Annotated in this window: 16 protein-coding genes; 7 read left to right on the top strand and 9 right to left on the bottom strand. The window is 71.8% G+C overall.

All coding sequences use genetic code 11. The features are described 5' to 3' along the window. Positions 1-42: 42 nt before the first annotated feature. The 3 genes from HS99_RS36430 to HS99_RS36420 all read right to left on the bottom strand — a co-directional run bounded on the left by HS99_RS36430 (position 43) and on the right by HS99_RS36420 (position 2,404). Entirely contained in the window at positions 43-915 is an 873-nt protein-coding gene (locus HS99_RS36430; RefSeq protein ID WP_030552408.1) for a sulfurtransferase, read from the bottom strand. 121 nt (positions 916-1,036) lie between these two features. Next, positions 1,037-1,363 (bottom strand): hypothetical protein, encoded by a 327-nt coding sequence (locus tag HS99_RS36425; protein ID WP_030290648.1) that lies wholly within the window; start codon positions 1,361-1,363, stop codon positions 1,037-1,039. Positions 1,364-1,540: 177 nt separating this feature from the next. After that, on the bottom strand, positions 1,541-2,404 hold the full coding sequence (locus HS99_RS36420) for a polysaccharide deacetylase family protein (protein WP_141763884.1): 864 nt from the start codon (positions 2,402-2,404) through the stop codon (positions 1,541-1,543). Positions 2,405-2,631: 227 nt separating this feature from the next. Between HS99_RS36420 and HS99_RS36415 the strand changes: the two genes are divergently transcribed. Continuing rightward, positions 2,632-3,492: an SAM-dependent methyltransferase gene (locus HS99_RS36415; protein WP_078867748.1), complete on the top strand. Its 861-nt coding sequence runs from the start codon at positions 2,632-2,634 to the stop codon at positions 3,490-3,492. Positions 3,493-3,523: 31 nt separating this feature from the next. Here HS99_RS36415 and HS99_RS36410 read toward each other — a convergent pair whose 3' ends face one another. Further along, positions 3,524-4,393, bottom strand: a complete 870-nt coding sequence (locus HS99_RS36410) for an Fpg/Nei family DNA glycosylase (protein ID WP_030552412.1) — start codon at positions 4,391-4,393, stop codon at positions 3,524-3,526. A 164-nt stretch (positions 4,394-4,557) separates the two neighbouring features. On the opposite strand from HS99_RS36410, the gene HS99_RS36405 reads away from it, so the two are divergent. The 4 genes from HS99_RS36405 (at position 4,558) to HS99_RS36390 (ending at position 7,329) form a co-directional block, all read left to right on the top strand. Further along, entirely contained in the window at positions 4,558-5,031 is a 474-nt protein-coding gene (locus HS99_RS36405) for an SRPBCC family protein (protein WP_046387061.1), read from the top strand. Between the two features lie 97 nt (positions 5,032-5,128). Then, complete coding sequence (locus HS99_RS36400) at positions 5,129-5,788, top strand: hypothetical protein (RefSeq protein ID WP_030279717.1); 660 nt, start codon at positions 5,129-5,131, stop codon at positions 5,786-5,788. 138 nt (positions 5,789-5,926) lie between these two features. Then, a complete protein-coding gene (locus tag HS99_RS36395) occupies positions 5,927-6,721 on the top strand; it encodes a DsbA family protein (RefSeq protein WP_030552414.1) in 795 nt (264 codons plus the stop codon). Then, the gene (locus HS99_RS36390; protein ID WP_030279721.1) at positions 6,718-7,329 is read left to right on the top strand and encodes a vitamin K epoxide reductase family protein; all 612 of its coding nucleotides are present in this window, start codon (positions 6,718-6,720) and stop codon (positions 7,327-7,329) included. The genes HS99_RS36395 and HS99_RS36390 overlap by 4 nt, the downstream gene beginning before the upstream one ends. 59 nt (positions 7,330-7,388) lie before the next feature. Here the strand turns inward: HS99_RS36390 and HS99_RS36385 are convergent, their stop codons facing one another. The 3 genes from HS99_RS36385 to HS99_RS36375 are packed head-to-tail and all read right to left on the bottom strand — an operon-like array spanning position 7,389 to position 10,344. Next, complete coding sequence (locus HS99_RS36385) at positions 7,389-8,387, bottom strand: adenosine deaminase (protein ID WP_030552416.1); 999 nt, start codon at positions 8,385-8,387, stop codon at positions 7,389-7,391. Positions 8,388-8,437: 50 nt separating this feature from the next. Then, complete coding sequence (locus HS99_RS36380; RefSeq protein WP_046387062.1) at positions 8,438-9,733, bottom strand: MFS transporter; 1,296 nt, start codon at positions 9,731-9,733, stop codon at positions 8,438-8,440. Then, positions 9,730-10,344, bottom strand: coding sequence for an ArsR/SmtB family transcription factor (locus HS99_RS36375; protein WP_046387063.1), 615 nt, complete (start codon positions 10,342-10,344; stop codon positions 9,730-9,732). The genes HS99_RS36380 and HS99_RS36375 overlap by 4 nt, the downstream gene beginning before the upstream one ends. A gap of 141 nt (positions 10,345-10,485) precedes the next feature. Between HS99_RS36375 and HS99_RS36370 the strand changes: the two genes are divergently transcribed. Further along, entirely contained in the window at positions 10,486-10,767 is a 282-nt protein-coding gene (locus tag HS99_RS36370) for a DUF6158 family protein (protein ID WP_046387064.1), read from the top strand. A 124-nt stretch (positions 10,768-10,891) separates the two neighbouring features. After that, on the top strand, positions 10,892-12,280 hold the full coding sequence (locus HS99_RS36365) for an NADP-dependent succinic semialdehyde dehydrogenase (protein ID WP_030552418.1): 1,389 nt from the start codon (positions 10,892-10,894) through the stop codon (positions 12,278-12,280). A 33-nt stretch (positions 12,281-12,313) separates the two neighbouring features. On the opposite strand, the gene HS99_RS36360 is transcribed toward HS99_RS36365, so the two are convergent. Together HS99_RS36360 and ku are read right to left on the bottom strand one after the other, a co-directional pair. Continuing rightward, positions 12,314-12,598 carry a hypothetical protein gene (locus tag HS99_RS36360; RefSeq protein ID WP_030279734.1) on the bottom strand — a complete coding sequence of 95 codons (285 nt, stop codon included), beginning with the start codon at positions 12,596-12,598 and terminating at the stop codon, positions 12,314-12,316. A 49-nt stretch (positions 12,599-12,647) separates the two neighbouring features. Further along, complete coding sequence (ku, locus tag HS99_RS36355) at positions 12,648-13,661, bottom strand: non-homologous end joining protein Ku (RefSeq protein ID WP_030552419.1); 1,014 nt, start codon at positions 13,659-13,661, stop codon at positions 12,648-12,650. Positions 13,662-13,923 lie beyond the last annotated feature (262 nt).

The following is a 13,923-nucleotide window of genomic DNA, read 5'->3' as shown; positions in this document are numbered from 1 at the left end:
GTCACACCCGTGCGGCGGCTCCGGCAGCTGCCCGCCGGAGGCTCAGCCCCCGAGCGCCACCGGCGCCCGCACCAGCGAGCCGTACTCCGTCCACGAGCCGTCGTAGTTCTTCACGTGCGGGTACCCGAGCAGTTCGGTGAGCGCGAACCAGGTGTGCGCGGACCGCTCGCCGATCCGGCAGTAGGCGATCACCTCACGCTCCGCCCCGACGCCCTTGCCCCCGTACAGCGCCCGCAGCTCCTCCGCCGAGCGGAACGAGCCGTCGTCGTTGGCCGCCTGCGACCAGGGCACGTTGACCGCGCCGGGGATGTGCCCGGGCACCTGGGCCTGCTCCTGCGGCAGGTTCGGGGGCGCGATCAGCTCGCCCCGGAACTCCGCCGGGGAGCGGACGTCCACCAGCACCGCGTCGGCGCCCGGCTTGGCGAACACCTCCGCCTTGGCGAGCACCTCGTCCCGCATCGCCCGCAGCTCCGGCCGTTCCGGTCCGGTCAGCCGGTAGGGGGTGTGCTGGTAGTCCATCACCTCGTGGGTGAGCTCCCGCCCCTCCAGCTCCCACTTCTTGCGCCCGCCGTCCAGCAGCTTCACCGGCCCGAAGCCGCGCAGCCGCAGCAACCAGTAGGCGTAGGCGGCGAACCAGTTGTTGTTGCCGCCGTACAGCACCACGGTGGTGTCGTCCTCCACCCCGGCCGCCCGCAGCAGGTGCTGGACGCCCTCGCGGTCCGCGTAGTCGCGGCCGACCTGGCTGTGCAGGTCGGTGGCCCAGTTCCAGCCGACCGCCCCGGGGATGTGGTCCCGTTCGTAGGCGGTGGTGTCCTCGTCGACCTCGACGACCCGGATCGTCCCGTCGTCCAGGTGGTGGGCCAGCCACTCGGTGCGGACCAGCGCCTCGGGGTGTGCGTAGCCGTTGCCGGTCATCCCAGGCCCTCCTTCACTCCGCCCAGGCCCCCACCGCCCGACCGCGGACACCGGCGCCCGGGCCGGACAGTTCGACGCTACGCCGACCGCCCGGCCCGGGCCACCCCGCGGTCCGCGTCGCTCAGGAGAAGATCACCGAGCGCAGCTTCAGCCTGTCGCCGAGGATCTTTCCGGGGTTCATCACGTAGAAGGTGTCACCGTTGCAGTCGAAGTCCAGGAACACCGTCGCCGTCGAGGTGGTGAGGTTCTCCGGCGCGAAGGCCGGGTCCTTCTCGGTGGCCCCGAAGAGGTTGATGCACTTGCCGCTCTGCGGGTCGGCGATCCCGGCCGGCACCCCCGGCCCGACCTTGTAGAGGAACTCCCCCACGGCCGCGTTGGCGGACATCGGAACGGCGAGGACGAGGGCGACGGCACTGGCGACGGCGAGCGCGGCATTGCGGAGACGCATGAGCAAGGGCCTTTCAGGCGGTACACAGAGGTACCTGAGGAATTGGTGCGAGATCACCCTAGACGCCAAAAAACCGAAGAAACGGTTCCGCTGATTCATTCGATCGGGCGGTTTAAGCGGCAAAGCCGCTACCTGCCCAATCGGCATATGCCGCCGATATCCCGGACCGTTCGCCTTTCAGTTCGGCGGCGCCGTGAAGAGGTACCCGGAATCGATCAGCGTCGGCAGGTAGGTCTTCAGCGCCGCCACCGTCTGCGAGCGGTCCCCGCCGCCGTCGTGGTTGAGCACGATCGCCCCGGGCCGGACCTCCTTGAGGATCGTGTCGATGATCGCCGGTGTCCCCGGCCGGGACCAGTCCCTCGGGTCCACCGACCAGCCCATGTTCCGCAGGCCGAGGTCGGCGGCCACCTTGAGCGACACCGGCGACCAGTCCCCGCCCGGCGCCCGGAACCAGGTGGTCAGCCGCCCGGTGGTCCGGTGCAGCAGGTCGGAGGTGCGCTCCAGCTCGTCCCGCACCGCGCTCTCCGGCATGTGCCGCAGGTCGGGGTGGGTCCAGGTGTGGTTGGCGATGTGGTGACCGCGGTCCGCGATCTCCCGCACCAGGGCCGGGTGCTCGACGGCGTTCTCGCCGATCAGGAAGAAGGTCGCCCGGATCCCGTGCTGCTGGAGCAGGTCCAGCACGGCGGGTGTGTACTTGGGGTCCGGCCCGTCGTCGATGGTGAGCGCCACCACCCGCTGCGCCGGGTCCAGCTCGTACACCGGCCTGCTCTCGGCCTCGCTGAGGGACTTGCGGACGGGCTGAACGCTCGACTCCGAAGCCGAGCCGGAGGCGGACGGCGGCGCCGGGGACGGCACCGGGGACGACGCGGACGGCGACGGCGACCCCTCTGCGGGGACCAGGACCTCCTGCGGGCCCGCAGCGGCTTCCGGCCCCGTCGGGGCGTCCCCGCTCCAGGGGCTCCTGCAGCCGGCGGCCGCGCCGAGCAGCGACATCCCGGCCGCGACCAGCAACAACCTGCGCGAACTGAACTGAGGGCTCACCGAAGACTTAATCTGACGATCAGACAGCATTCTTAATGCTTGCCCCGCCGCTCGCCGCCGCTCCCGATCACCACTCCGACGGCCCACAAAGCCGACCGGAAGGGCCGCCGACACCCCGCTCCCCCAGCCCGTCGACACTTCTTCCCGGACCGGACGCCCGGCTTCCCGTCAGGACCGCTACGCTGTGCCTTCCCCAGTGTGATGATCTGCCATCAGAGGACGTGGCCATGACGACAAGTCAGGACTTCCCCCAGCCGGGCCCGCAGGACGACGACGCCGCCGAGCTGAGCCAGTGGGAACGTTTCGGCGTCGACACCACCGCCCCGCACTCCGCGCGCGTCTACGACTACTGGCTGGGCGGCAAGACCAACTTCCCGCCGGACCGCGCCATGGGCCAGGCCATCGAGCAGGCCGTGCCGAGCGTCAAGGAGATGGCCAAGGCCAACCGCGCCTTCCAGGGCCGGGCCGTCCGCTACCTCGCCCAGGAGCACGGCATCCGCCAGTTCCTCGACCTCGGCACCGGCATCCCCACCTCGCCGAACACCCACGAGATCGCCGAGGCCGTCAGCCCCGGCACCCGGGTCGTCTACGTCGACAACGACCCGATCGTGCTCGCCCACGCCCGCGCCCTGATGGTCTCCAGCCCCGCCAGCCGCACCACCTACATCCACGCCGACCTGCGCAAGCCCGAGGAACTGTTCGCCGACCCGGCGCTCACCTCCACGCTGGACCTCACCCGGCCCGTCGGCCTGCTGATGATCGCCGTACTGATGCTGATCGCCGACGAGGACGACCCGTGGGGCCGGGTCGCCGCGCTGCGCGACGCCCTGCCCGTCGGCAGTTGCCTCGCCCTCACCACCCCCACCCAGGACTTCGACCCCGAGGCGGTCGGCAAGGTCGCCGAGGCCGCCCGGGCCGGCGGGATGACCCTGGTGCCGCGCGGCTACGACGACGTGCTCCGCTTCTTCGACGGCTGGGAGCTGGTCGAGCCGGGCGTCGCCCCGGTCCTGGCCTGGCGCCCGGACGGCGAGCCCCCGGCCGATCCCAAGGCGGCCTACTACTGGGGCGGCGTCGCCATCAAGCGCTGATCCCCGCGCGACGCGGCTGTTGGAGCGCGCCTCACTTCAACAGCCGCGACAGCCGCCGGTCTGCCAGCGGCTTGCCCCTGGTCTGACAGGTCGGGCAGTACTGCAACGAGGAGTCCGCGAAGGACACCTCCCGCACGGTGTCCCCGCACACCGGACACGGCTGACCGGTCCGCCCGTGCACCCGCAGCCCCAGCTTCTTCTCCGCCTTCAGCTCCCCCGCCGCCAGTCCGCGCGAGCGCTCCACCGCGTCCCGCAGCGTGTCGCCGAGCGCCTCGTACAGCCGCGCCGTCTCCTCCTCCGTCAGGCTGGACGCCAACTTGTACGGCGACATCCGAGCCGCGTGCAGCACCTCGTCCGAATAGGCGTTGCCCACCCCCGCCAGCACGCTCTGGTCCCGCAGCACGCCCTTGAGCCGCCGGCGGTCGCCCCGCAGCAACGCCGCGAAATCCTCCAACCCGAAACCGGGATCCAGCGGATCCGGCCCCAGCCTGGCCACCCCGGGCACCTCCGCCGGGTCCCGTACCACATGGACCGCGAGCCCCTTCTTCGTCCCCGCCTCGGTCAGGTCGAACCCGTCCCCCGCCCCGCCCGCCAACCGCACCCGCAACGCCAGCGGATTCTTCGCCCCCGGCCGCGGCGGCTCGACCGGCAGAGCGTCCTTCCACCGCAGCCACCCCGCCCGAGCCAGATGGACCACCAGGTGCAGCCCCTCCGCCTCGATGTCCAGGAACTTGCCCCGCCGCCTCACCGCCTTGACAGTCCGCCCCTCCAACGCCGTCACCGGCGGGTCGTACGTCTTCAACGCACTGATCGCCACCGGCTGCACCCGAGCGATCACCCGCCCGCTCAACCGCTCGGACAGGAAGGCGCTCAGCGCCTCAACCTCAGGCAGCTCCGGCATGAGCCCAGTCTCCCCCACCCCCGCCGCAACCGCCCGCCCGCCCGTAACACCCCCCGGCGCGCCCACCAAGCACTCCCCACCCCCTCCACCGCCCCGGCGTCCCCCACCACCCCCCTTTGCCTCCCCCTGCTCAGAAGAGGAGGCTGGGACCGGAGGAGGCCTCCATGACCACCCTTGAGGAACAGATCGACATCGCCGCCCCCGTCCTCGCCGCCTGGGAGCAACTGCACCGGGTGCACGAGTACCCGCAGTTCGTCGACGGAGTCCGCAGCGCCCACTCCCACGGCCGCAACCTCGCCCACCTCGGAGTCCGGGTCGGCGGGTCGGAGTGGTCGGTGGACACCGAGATCACCGACCGCGGGCGGGGCCGGGTGATGGCCTGGCGGACCCTGGACTCCGTCCACCTCCGCGGTGCCTTCGCGCTGCTGCCGCTCGACCCCCGGCACACCCGGCTGCAGATCCGGGTGGAGTACGACCCGGAGGCCCTGCACCGCGAGTTCGGCGGCCCGCGCGGCTTCGCCCAGGCCGGCGCGATCGAACGCGCGGTACGCGACGACCTTGAGCACTTCCGAGAGCTGGTCGAAACCCGCGTGAGCGCCGCCGACGGCCATCCCGCGACCGACCCCCACCACCCGTAAGAACCACATAAGCCCAGCTCAGCACGGGTGGTGAGGCTGTTCACAGCCCCCGCCGACCAGACCGTTCCGCTTTCCGCCTGTGGCAGACTCGGATGCCATGGACATCGGCCCGGTCACCAGGACGCTCCGCGCGGCGGTCTTCGCCGCGCTGGTCGTGCTGCTCGCCGGGCTCGGTCAGGTGCTGGTGACCGGCCGGTCGCTGCCGGTCGGCACGATGGGCCTGGCCTCGGTCGCCGTCTTCGCCCTCGCCTTCGCCCTGGCCGGCCGCGAACGCGGCTACCCGGTGATCGCGGCGGCGTTCGTGCCGCTGGAACTCGCTGTCAGCACGCTGTTCGACTTCGCGCAGCGCTCCTGCCCCACGCTCCCGCCGGGCGCCGGGCACGGCTTCCGGCCGCTGCTGTGCGGCGGTGGCTCGCTCGGCGGGTTCCTGCTCGGCCACGGCGTGTCCGAGCAGACCGGCGTCCTGCTGCTCCTGCTGCTGCACACGGTGATCGCGCTGGCCGGGGCGTTCTGGCTGCGCCGCGCGGAAGCCGCGCTGAGCGGCCTCACCCGCGCGCTCCGGGTGCTGGGCGAGTTCCTGCACCGGCACCTGCCGGCCGCCGCCCGCTGGCTGCGGCTGCTCCTCGCGCCCGTTCCGGCCCGTCCGGTGGTCCGGGTGCCCTTCCCGAGCGCCAGCCGTTCGATGGTCCCGGCCGAGGACGCGGTCGTCCGTCCGGCCGTCCGGCGCGGTCCGCCGGTGTTCGCCCTGGCCGTCTGAGCCCGGGCCGTCCCAGGGCACGTCCCCTGCGTCTCGGCGTCCCTCAGCGGTCGTCTCTCTCCCCGCGCCGACCCGGTCCCGGACCCGGACCCGGTCGCGCCGCCTTCCCGCACGCCCGAGAGCACAGGACGACACCTCATGAGCAACACCCGCAAGACCGATCAGAAGACCAACGCCACGGAGCGCATGCGCGCCGCCCGCGCCCAGGCCGAGCGCTCGGACCGGATCCGCCGCCGGGTGGTGGTCGGCGGTGCCTCCGCCGCCGTGCTGGCCCTGGCGGCCGGTGTGGCCTTCGCCGTCGGCGGCTCCTCCGGTTCCTCCTCGGACGCCGCCGCCAGTGGCCCGCTGGTTGCCCCCGCCAACACCACCGGTCCGGACGGCACCGTGATCACCTACGGCAAGGCCGACGCGCCGCACACCCTGGAGATCTACGAGGACTTCCGCTGCCCGTTCTGCGAGCAGCTGGAAACCACCACCGGCAAGAGCGTCCAGCAACTCGCCGACAACGGCACGTACAAGATCGAGTACCACCTGGCGACGTTCCTGGACAAGAACCTCGGCGGCAAGGGCTCGCGCACCGCGCTCGCCGCGGCCGGCGCCGCGCTGAACGAGGGCGTGGACAAGTTCAAGGCCTTCCACGACGTGCTGTACGCCAACCAGCCGGACGAGCGCAGCGACGCCTTCGGCGACGTCAACCACATCCTCGACCTGGCCGGCCAGGTGCCCGGGCTGAAGACCGACGGCTTCGTCAAGGCCGTCCAGGAGGGCACCTACGCGCCGTGGGCGGCCAAGGTGAACGAGGAGTTCAACAAGAGCGACGTCACCGGCACCCCGACCGTCAAGCTCGACGGCAAGAAGCTGGACGTCCTCACCAACGGCAAGGCGGCCTCGCCCGACGAGTTCACCGCGATGGTCAAGCAGGTGACCGGGTGACGGCCGCCGCCCCGCGGTCCATCGGCGCGAGCCGTCCGTTCGCCTGGCTGCTGCTGGTCGGCGGCGTGGTCGGGCTGTTCGCCTCGACGGTCCTCACCCTGGACAAGATCCGCCTGCTGGAGGACCCGTCGTACGTCCCCGGCTGCAACATCAATCCGATCATCAGCTGCGGTTCGATCATGCGCAGCGACCAGGCGTCGGCCTTCGGCTTCCCCAACTCGCTGATCGGCCTGGTCGCCTTCGGCGTGGTGGTCGCGATCGGCGCCGGGCTGCTCGCCGGGGCGTCGTACCGGCGCTGGTTCTGGCTGGGACTGCAGGCCGGGACAGCCTTCGGGATCGGCTTCGTGACCTGGCTGATGTATCAGACGCTGTACCGGATCGGCGCGCTCTGCCCGTACTGCATGGTGGTGTGGGCCGCGATGATCCCGCTGTTCTGGTACACCACCCTGCACAACCTGCGCTCCGGCGTGATCCCGGTGGGCCGGCGGGGCCGGGTGGCGGTACGGGAGGCCGCGCGCTACCACTGGGTCGTCCCGGCGCTGTGGTACGCGGTGATCGCGCTGCTGGTGCTCAACCGGTTCTGGTACTTCTGGAGCACCCTGGTCTGAACCGACCGCCCCCGGGCGCGGCGGCGCACCGCCACCGCCACCGCGCCCTGCTCCGAACTTCAGTCCTCGACCGGCTCGAAGGTGTGGCGCTCGACCTCGGCGAGGAGTTCGGCCCGCCGCCGGTCGTCGATGAATGACGCCCGGAAGGAGTTGGCGGCCAGCCGGCGCAGGGTCTCCTGGTCGAGGGCGAGGGCCTGCCGGACGGCCCGGAAGTTGTCCTCGACGTAGCCGCCGAAGTAGGCCGGGTCGTCGGAGTTGACGGTGACCAGCAGTCCGGCGTCCAGCATCTCGCGCAGCGGGTGGTCGGCGAGGGTGTCGACGCAGCGCAGGCGGACGTTGGAGAGCGGGCAGAGGGTGAGCGGGATCTGTTCGCGGACCAGGCGGGCGACGACCTGGCCGTCCTCCAGGCAGCGCAGCCCGTGGTCGATCCGCTCGACGCCCAGGACGTCCAGCGCCTCGGTGATGTACGAGGCCGGCCCCTCCTCGCCCGCGTGGGCGACTCGGCGCAGCCCGGCCTCGGCCGCTCGGCGGTAGACCTCGCGGAACTTGGCGGGCGGGTTGCCCACCTCGGCGGAGTCCAGGCCGATGCCGGAGATCCGGTCGAAGTAGGGGCGGGCGGCCTCGAAGGTCTCCAGTGCGGAGTCGGCGGACTCGTCGCGCAGGAAGCACATGATCAGCTGGGTGCTGATGCCGTACCGCTCCTCGCTGTGCGCCAGCGCCCGGGTCAGCCCGTCGACCACCACGCCGAGCGGTACTCCGCGGGCCGTGTGCGCCTGCGGGTCGAAGAAGATCTCCGCGTGCCGCACGCCCTGCTCGGCGGCCCGGGCCAGGTAGGCGTCGGCGAGGTCGGCGAAGTCCTGTTCGGTGCGCAGCACGGCCATCAGCGCGTAGTAGAGGTCCAGGAAGGACTGGAGGTCGCTGAAGGAGTACGCCTTCCGCAGCTCCTCGGTGTCGGCGTAGGGCAGCGCGACGGAGTTTCGGGCGGCGAGGGCGAAGGCGAGCTCGGGTTCGAGGGTGCCTTCGATGTGCAGGTGGAGTTCGGCCTTGGGAAGCGGCATGTGTGGTCCGTCCGAGCTTTCGGGTGGTGAATCTGAGGATGCGGAAGGATTCATCCTATGATCTTCCCGTTCTCTGGGGGTGTCGTGGGCAGCTCCCGGAGGCTGCGCAGCGGCGAGAACAGCGGCAGGGTCCCGGTCAGCGTGAGCAGGCCGGTCATCACCCACATCGTCGCCCGGAGACCGATCAGTTCGCCCAGTGCCCCGCCGGTCAGCGCGCCGAGCGGGATGGTGGCGTGGACGGCGAACATCGCGCCGGCCGACACCCGGGTGAGCAACTCGGGCGGGGTGTAGGACTGCCGGAAGCTGCCGAGCACGATGTTGCAGAGCACCACCGCCGCGACCACGGCCAGCGACCCGATCACGTACAGCACCGTCCCGGCGCCCGGCCCGGCCAGCGGCATCAGCAACCCGAACGGGGTGACGGTCAGCAGCACGATCCGCGTCCCCCGCGCCGTCCCGAGCCGGCGGCACAGCGGGCGCGCGGCCAGCGAGCCGAGCACGCCGCCGACCGCGGCGGCGGAGGCGAGCGCGCCGACCCAGCCGGGGGCGATCCCGGCCGACCGGACCAGGAACAGCGGCAGGATCGACTGGTAGCCCATCAGGGCGAAGTTGGCGGCGGCGCCGAAGCACAGGAAGGCGCGCAGGTACGGGTCGCGCAGCAGGAAGGACAGCCCCTCCCGGACCTGTCCGAGCAGGTCCGCCTGCTCCAGGGGCGCCGGCGCCGACCGGGCGCGGATCCGCAGCAGGGTCGCGGCCGCGACCAGGAAGCTCACCGCGTCGACGAGCAACCCGCCCGCCGCGCCCAAGAATTGGACGATCAGCCCGGCCAGTCCGCGCCCGGCGACCTCAGCCGCCGAGCCGCCGCCGGTCAGCTTGGCGTTGCCCTCGATCAGGCCCTCCGGGGCCACCAGTTCGGGCAGGTAGGCCTGGTCGGCGGCGTCGAAGAACACCGAGCAGACACCGCCGAGGAAGGCCACGGCCAGCAGCTGTGCCATGGTGAGCCCGCCGAACCAGCCCGCCACCGGCACGCTCGCGAACAGCGCGGCGGAGCCGAGGTTGCAGCCGATCATCACGGCCCGCCGGGGCGCCCGGCCGACCCACACCCCGGCCGGCAGGCCGAACAGCAGCCAGGGCAGCCAGATCGCACCGGTCAGCAGACCGGTGGAGAGCGGCCCGGCGCCCAGGGTGAGCACGGCGACCAGCGGCAGCGCGACAGTGGTGACGCTGCTGCCCAGCCGGCTGACGGTCTGCCCCGCCCACAGCAGCCGGAAGTCCCGTTGGGCGAACAGCCCCCAGCAGGAACGGACTTGCGGGTGTTCGGGCGGCGGGGCGAGGGTGGCGGTCACGGCTTGGCCGGGACGCTGTGGGCGAAGGCGAGGACGGTCTCGCGGTCCTGTCCGTCCTCGGGCACCGGCCGGTGCGCCCACTTCTGGATCACCTCGTGGAGGTCCGCGGCCAGTTCCCGGGCCTCCTCCGGGGTGAGCCGCAGCCAGGCCTGGGTGGCCACCGAGGTGCCGTCCCGCCAGTCGGGCCCGTAGCCGCCGCGCCGTACGGCCCATTCCCGGACCAGCTCGACCTGGCGCTCCAGCAGGATCGACCCGGCCGCGTCCGCGACGGCCTCGGTGACCGGGTCGCCGTCGAAGTGGGCCCTGGTCCAGCTGAGTTCGCGGTCGGCCAGCCGCCACCAGCGCTCCCGCCGGTCCCGGGCGAGCCCGGGCGCCTCCTCGATCAGTCCGCTCTCGGCCAGCACCTTCAGGTGGTGGCTGACGTTGCCGACCGCCTGCTCGGTGCGTTCGGCCAGCTTGCCGACCGTGGCCGGGCCGTCGACCTTGAGCACGTCGATCAGCCGGCGGCGCAGCGGGTGGGTGAGGGCGGCGAGCACCCGGGAGTCCTGGATCTCCCGGGCGCCGCGCGGGTCGTCGGTGGTGCCGGGCGTGCGGCCCGTGGTGTCGTCCATGCCGGGAGAATATTCACAAGAACTCTTGTACGACACCGCTTTTACAACATCTCTTGTGCACTGCCGCCCGACCGAACGGGTGTACCGGCACCGGACACCGGGCACCCGGTAGAAGGGGCATCCTGTCGAGGAGGTACCGAGATGCGGCACGTCAACGACCCGCACATCCGACCCGAGGGCATCTCCCCGCACGCTCTGGGCAACGACACCCTGCTGCACGAGCTGGAGCAGCTGCACCGCACCCGCCACGAGACCTTCCTGTACGGCTCGGAGGAGGCGCTGAAGCGGCACACGCTGCGCACCGGGGAGCTGGAGGCCGAGTACCTGCACCGCTTCCCGGGCCGCCATGTCACCGCCGCCCGGACCAGGGCCGGCGCCCGGGCCAGGGAGGCGGCGGCCCGGGTGGAGTCGCTGCCGGAGTAGCCCCGGAACGGCGAACACCGCGGCCCGGCGGGACACGCCGGGCGGCGGTGGCGTGCCCGGGGCCGGGGCGTCGGGGAGGGTGTGAGGACAGACGCACCGGACCCGAACCCCACTGGGAGCCCGCATGCCCATCGCCAGCGTCAACCCCGCGACCGGCGAGATCCTCCAGACCTTCGAACCGCTCGACGCGGCCGGGATCGAGCAGCGACTGGCCCGCGCCGAAGCCGCCTTCCACGGCCACCGCAGCACCCCCTTCACCGCCCGCGCCGAACTGATGCACCGCGCGGCCGACCTGCTGGACCGGGACCAGGAGACCGTCGCCCGGACGATGACCGAGGAGATGGGCAAGCCGCTCACCGCCGCCCGGGCCGAGGCCGCCAAGTGCGCCAAGGCGATGCGCTGGTACGCCGACAACGCCGAGGCCCTGCTCGCCGACGAGCACCCGGCCCAGGCCGACGTGACCGACAGCGGGGCCACCCGCGCCTACGTCCGCTACCGCCCGATGGGCCCGGTGCTCGCCGTGATGCCGTGGAACTTCCCGTTCTGGCAGGTGATCCGCTTCGCCGCGCCGGCCCTGATGGCGGGCAACGTGGGCCTGCTCAAGCACGCCTCCAACGTGCCGCGCACGGCGCTCGCGATCGAGGAGCTGTTCCAGCGGGCGGGCTTCCCGGAGGGCTGCTTCCAGACCCTGCTGATCGGCTCGGACGCGGTCGAGGACGTGATCCGGGACCGCCGGGTCGCCGCCGTGACCCTCACCGGCAGCGAGCCGGCCGGGCGGGCGGTGGCCGCCGCCGCGGCCGACGAGGTGAAGAAGGCCGTACTGGAACTGGGCGGCAGCGACCCCTACGTGGTCCTGCCGAGCGCCGACCTGGAGGCCGCCGTGGCCACCGCGGTACGGGCCCGGGTGCAGAACAACGGCCAGTCCTGCATCGCCGCCAAGCGCTTCATCGTGCACACCGACGTCTACGACCGCTTCACCTCCGCCTTCACCGAGGCGATGCGGGCACTGCGGATCGGCGACCCGATGGACGAGGGCACCGACGTCGGACCGCTGGCCAGCCGCCAGGGCCGGGACGACCTGGAGGAACTGGTCGAGGACGCCCGCACCCACGGTGCCCGCGTCGAGTGCGGCGGCGACCGCCCGATGGGCTGGGACACCGGCTGGTTCTACGAGCCGACCGTCCTGACCGGCGTCACCCCGGCGATGCGGATCCACCAGGAGGAGACCTTCGGCCCGGTCGCCACCGTCTACCGGGTCGCCGATCTGGACGAGGCGCTGGCGCTCGCCAACGACACCCCGTTCGGGCTCAGCTCCAACGTCTGGACCACCGACCGGGACGAGCAGGAGCGCTTCGTCCGCGACATCCAGGCCGGCGGGGTGTTCTTCAACGGCATGACCGCCTCCCACCCGGCGCTGCCCTTCGGCGGCGTCAAGCGCTCGGGCTTCGGACGGGAGCTGTCCGGGCACGGCATCCGGGAGTTCTGCAACGTCACCACGGTGTGGATCGGCTGAGCCCTCCCGGACACGCCGGGACTCCCGGCCGGGTCAGGAGGCCGCCATCCGGTGCCTGCCCCGGCCGGGAGTCACCCAGCGGGCGACCATGCCGACCAGCGCGATGAAGGTCAGGAACCAGAAGAAGGCCATCAGGCCGAGCATCGGGTCCCAGCCCGTCTGGACGGCGACCATGCACAGCCCGATCGAGAGCGCGACCATGAACGTCACCACGGTCGGACTGAGGCTGAGCAGCCAGTGCCAGGCCCGCTGTCCCCGGCTCGGGTTACGGGGGGCGTCGGGGCCGGTGTCGAGTTCCTTGTAGGTGAGCAGGTCCATCTCGGGATCGCCTCCAGTGCTGGAGAGGGGGACAGCCCGGCCCGCACGGTCACGAGGCCTTGCGCGGAGCCGTGGACTTGCGGGTGGTGGTCTTCTTCTCCGAGGAGCCCTTCTTGCCGGCCCCGGTCTTCGCGGCCGTGGTCTTCGCGGCCGCCGCCTTGGAATCCGCGGTCTTCGGGGCCGTGGTCTTCGGGGCCGTGGTCCTCTTCGCCGCGGCGCGCTTGCCGGGCGCCGGCTTCTCCTCGTCCGGCTCCTCCGCTTCCCCGGGCCGGGCGCCCGGAGCCCGCCCGCCCTTGGCCTGCTTGAGGCTGCTGCGCAGCGCCTCCATCAGGTCGATCACGTTGTCGGGCGCCTCCCCGGCCTCCTCCTCGTGCGGGACCTCGACGCCCTCCAGCCGCGCGGTGATCACCTGCTGGAGCGCCTGCTGGTAGTCGTCGTGCAGCTGGGAGAGGTCGAAGTCCTCGGAGAGGGTGTCCATCAGCGAGCGCGCCATCTTCAGCTCCTGCGGCCGCACCGTCACGTTCTCCTCGGGTGCGATCCCGGCCGCCGGGCGGACCTCGTCGGGCCAGATGCAGGTCTGCAGCACCAGCGTCCCGTCGTGCACCCGCAGTACCGCGGGCGACTCCCGGGTGCGCAGCGCGATCTTCGTGACGGCGATCTGCCCGGACTCCACCAGGGCGTCGCGCAGCAGGGCGTACGGTTTGGCGGCGGCCTTGTCGGCGACGCCGACGTAGTAGGCCTTGGAGAACATCAGCGGGTCGATCTCGGTCGCGTCCACGAAGGCCAGCACATCGATGATCTTCTTGCTGGGCAGCGGCAGGTCGGCGAGGTCGTCGTCGCTGAGCGTGACCGTCCGGCCGTCGGGTGACTCGTAGCCCTTGGCGATCTCGGCGTACGGGACCTCCTTCTCCTCCCGTTCGCAGTACCGCTTCATCCGCACCCGTCCGCCGTCCTTGGCGTGCACCTGGTGCAGCGGGACGTCGTGCTCCTGGGTGGCGGAGTAGAGGTGGACGGGGATGCTGACCAGACCGAAACTGATCGTCCCCTTCCAGGTCGTCTGCATGGAGTGGCTCCGAGAACATCGAAGTGCCCCGAGACTCCCACTGTGCCCGGGTTTCCCACGATCGGCCACAGCGCGCCGTCCACGGGCCTTCGCGACCCCCGGACCTACTGACGATGTATCAGATCTGAGCTTTTCATGCCACCTCCACACCCGCCCTGACCTGGGCTTTTGTGTTCGGTAAGCGAACAGTTATCAAACCTTTGTTCCGATACTCGGGCGTAGAAGTTAGGTTGCACCGCAATGCGCGGATCTGTCCCCCACC

This window comes from Kitasatospora aureofaciens, from assembly GCF_001188955.3.
GTDB lineage: Bacteria > Actinomycetota > Actinomycetes > Streptomycetales > Streptomycetaceae > Kitasatospora > Kitasatospora aureofaciens.
The sequence above is the reverse complement of the archived record's forward strand: the minus strand, read 5'-3'. Positions and strand labels throughout refer to the sequence as shown.

Coding starts and splice junctions, on each gene's coding strand:
- HS99_RS36430 (WP_030552408.1), bottom strand. CDS start 915: ATGACCGGCAACGGCTACGCACACCCCGAGGCGCTGGTCCGCACCGAG.
- HS99_RS36425 (WP_030290648.1), bottom strand. CDS start 1,363: ATGCGTCTCCGCAATGCCGCGCTCGCCGTCGCCAGTGCCGTCGCCCTC.
- HS99_RS36415 (WP_078867748.1), top strand. CDS start 2,632: ATGACGACAAGTCAGGACTTCCCCCAGCCGGGCCCGCAGGACGACGAC.
- HS99_RS36410 (WP_030552412.1), bottom strand. CDS start 4,393: ATGCCGGAGCTGCCTGAGGTTGAGGCGCTGAGCGCCTTCCTGTCCGAG.
- HS99_RS36405 (WP_046387061.1), top strand. CDS start 4,558: ATGACCACCCTTGAGGAACAGATCGACATCGCCGCCCCCGTCCTCGCC.
- HS99_RS36400 (WP_030279717.1), top strand. CDS start 5,129: ATGGACATCGGCCCGGTCACCAGGACGCTCCGCGCGGCGGTCTTCGCC.
- HS99_RS36395 (WP_030552414.1), top strand. CDS start 5,927: ATGAGCAACACCCGCAAGACCGATCAGAAGACCAACGCCACGGAGCGC.
- HS99_RS36385 (WP_030552416.1), bottom strand. CDS start 8,387: ATGCCGCTTCCCAAGGCCGAACTCCACCTGCACATCGAAGGCACCCTC.
- HS99_RS36375 (WP_046387063.1), bottom strand. CDS start 10,344: ATGGACGACACCACGGGCCGCACGCCCGGCACCACCGACGACCCGCGC.
- HS99_RS36370 (WP_046387064.1), top strand. CDS start 10,486: ATGCGGCACGTCAACGACCCGCACATCCGACCCGAGGGCATCTCCCCG.
- HS99_RS36365 (WP_030552418.1), top strand. CDS start 10,892: ATGCCCATCGCCAGCGTCAACCCCGCGACCGGCGAGATCCTCCAGACC.
- HS99_RS36360 (WP_030279734.1), bottom strand. CDS start 12,598: ATGGACCTGCTCACCTACAAGGAACTCGACACCGGCCCCGACGCCCCC.
- ku (WP_030552419.1), bottom strand. CDS start 13,661: ATGCAGACGACCTGGAAGGGGACGATCAGTTTCGGTCTGGTCAGCATC.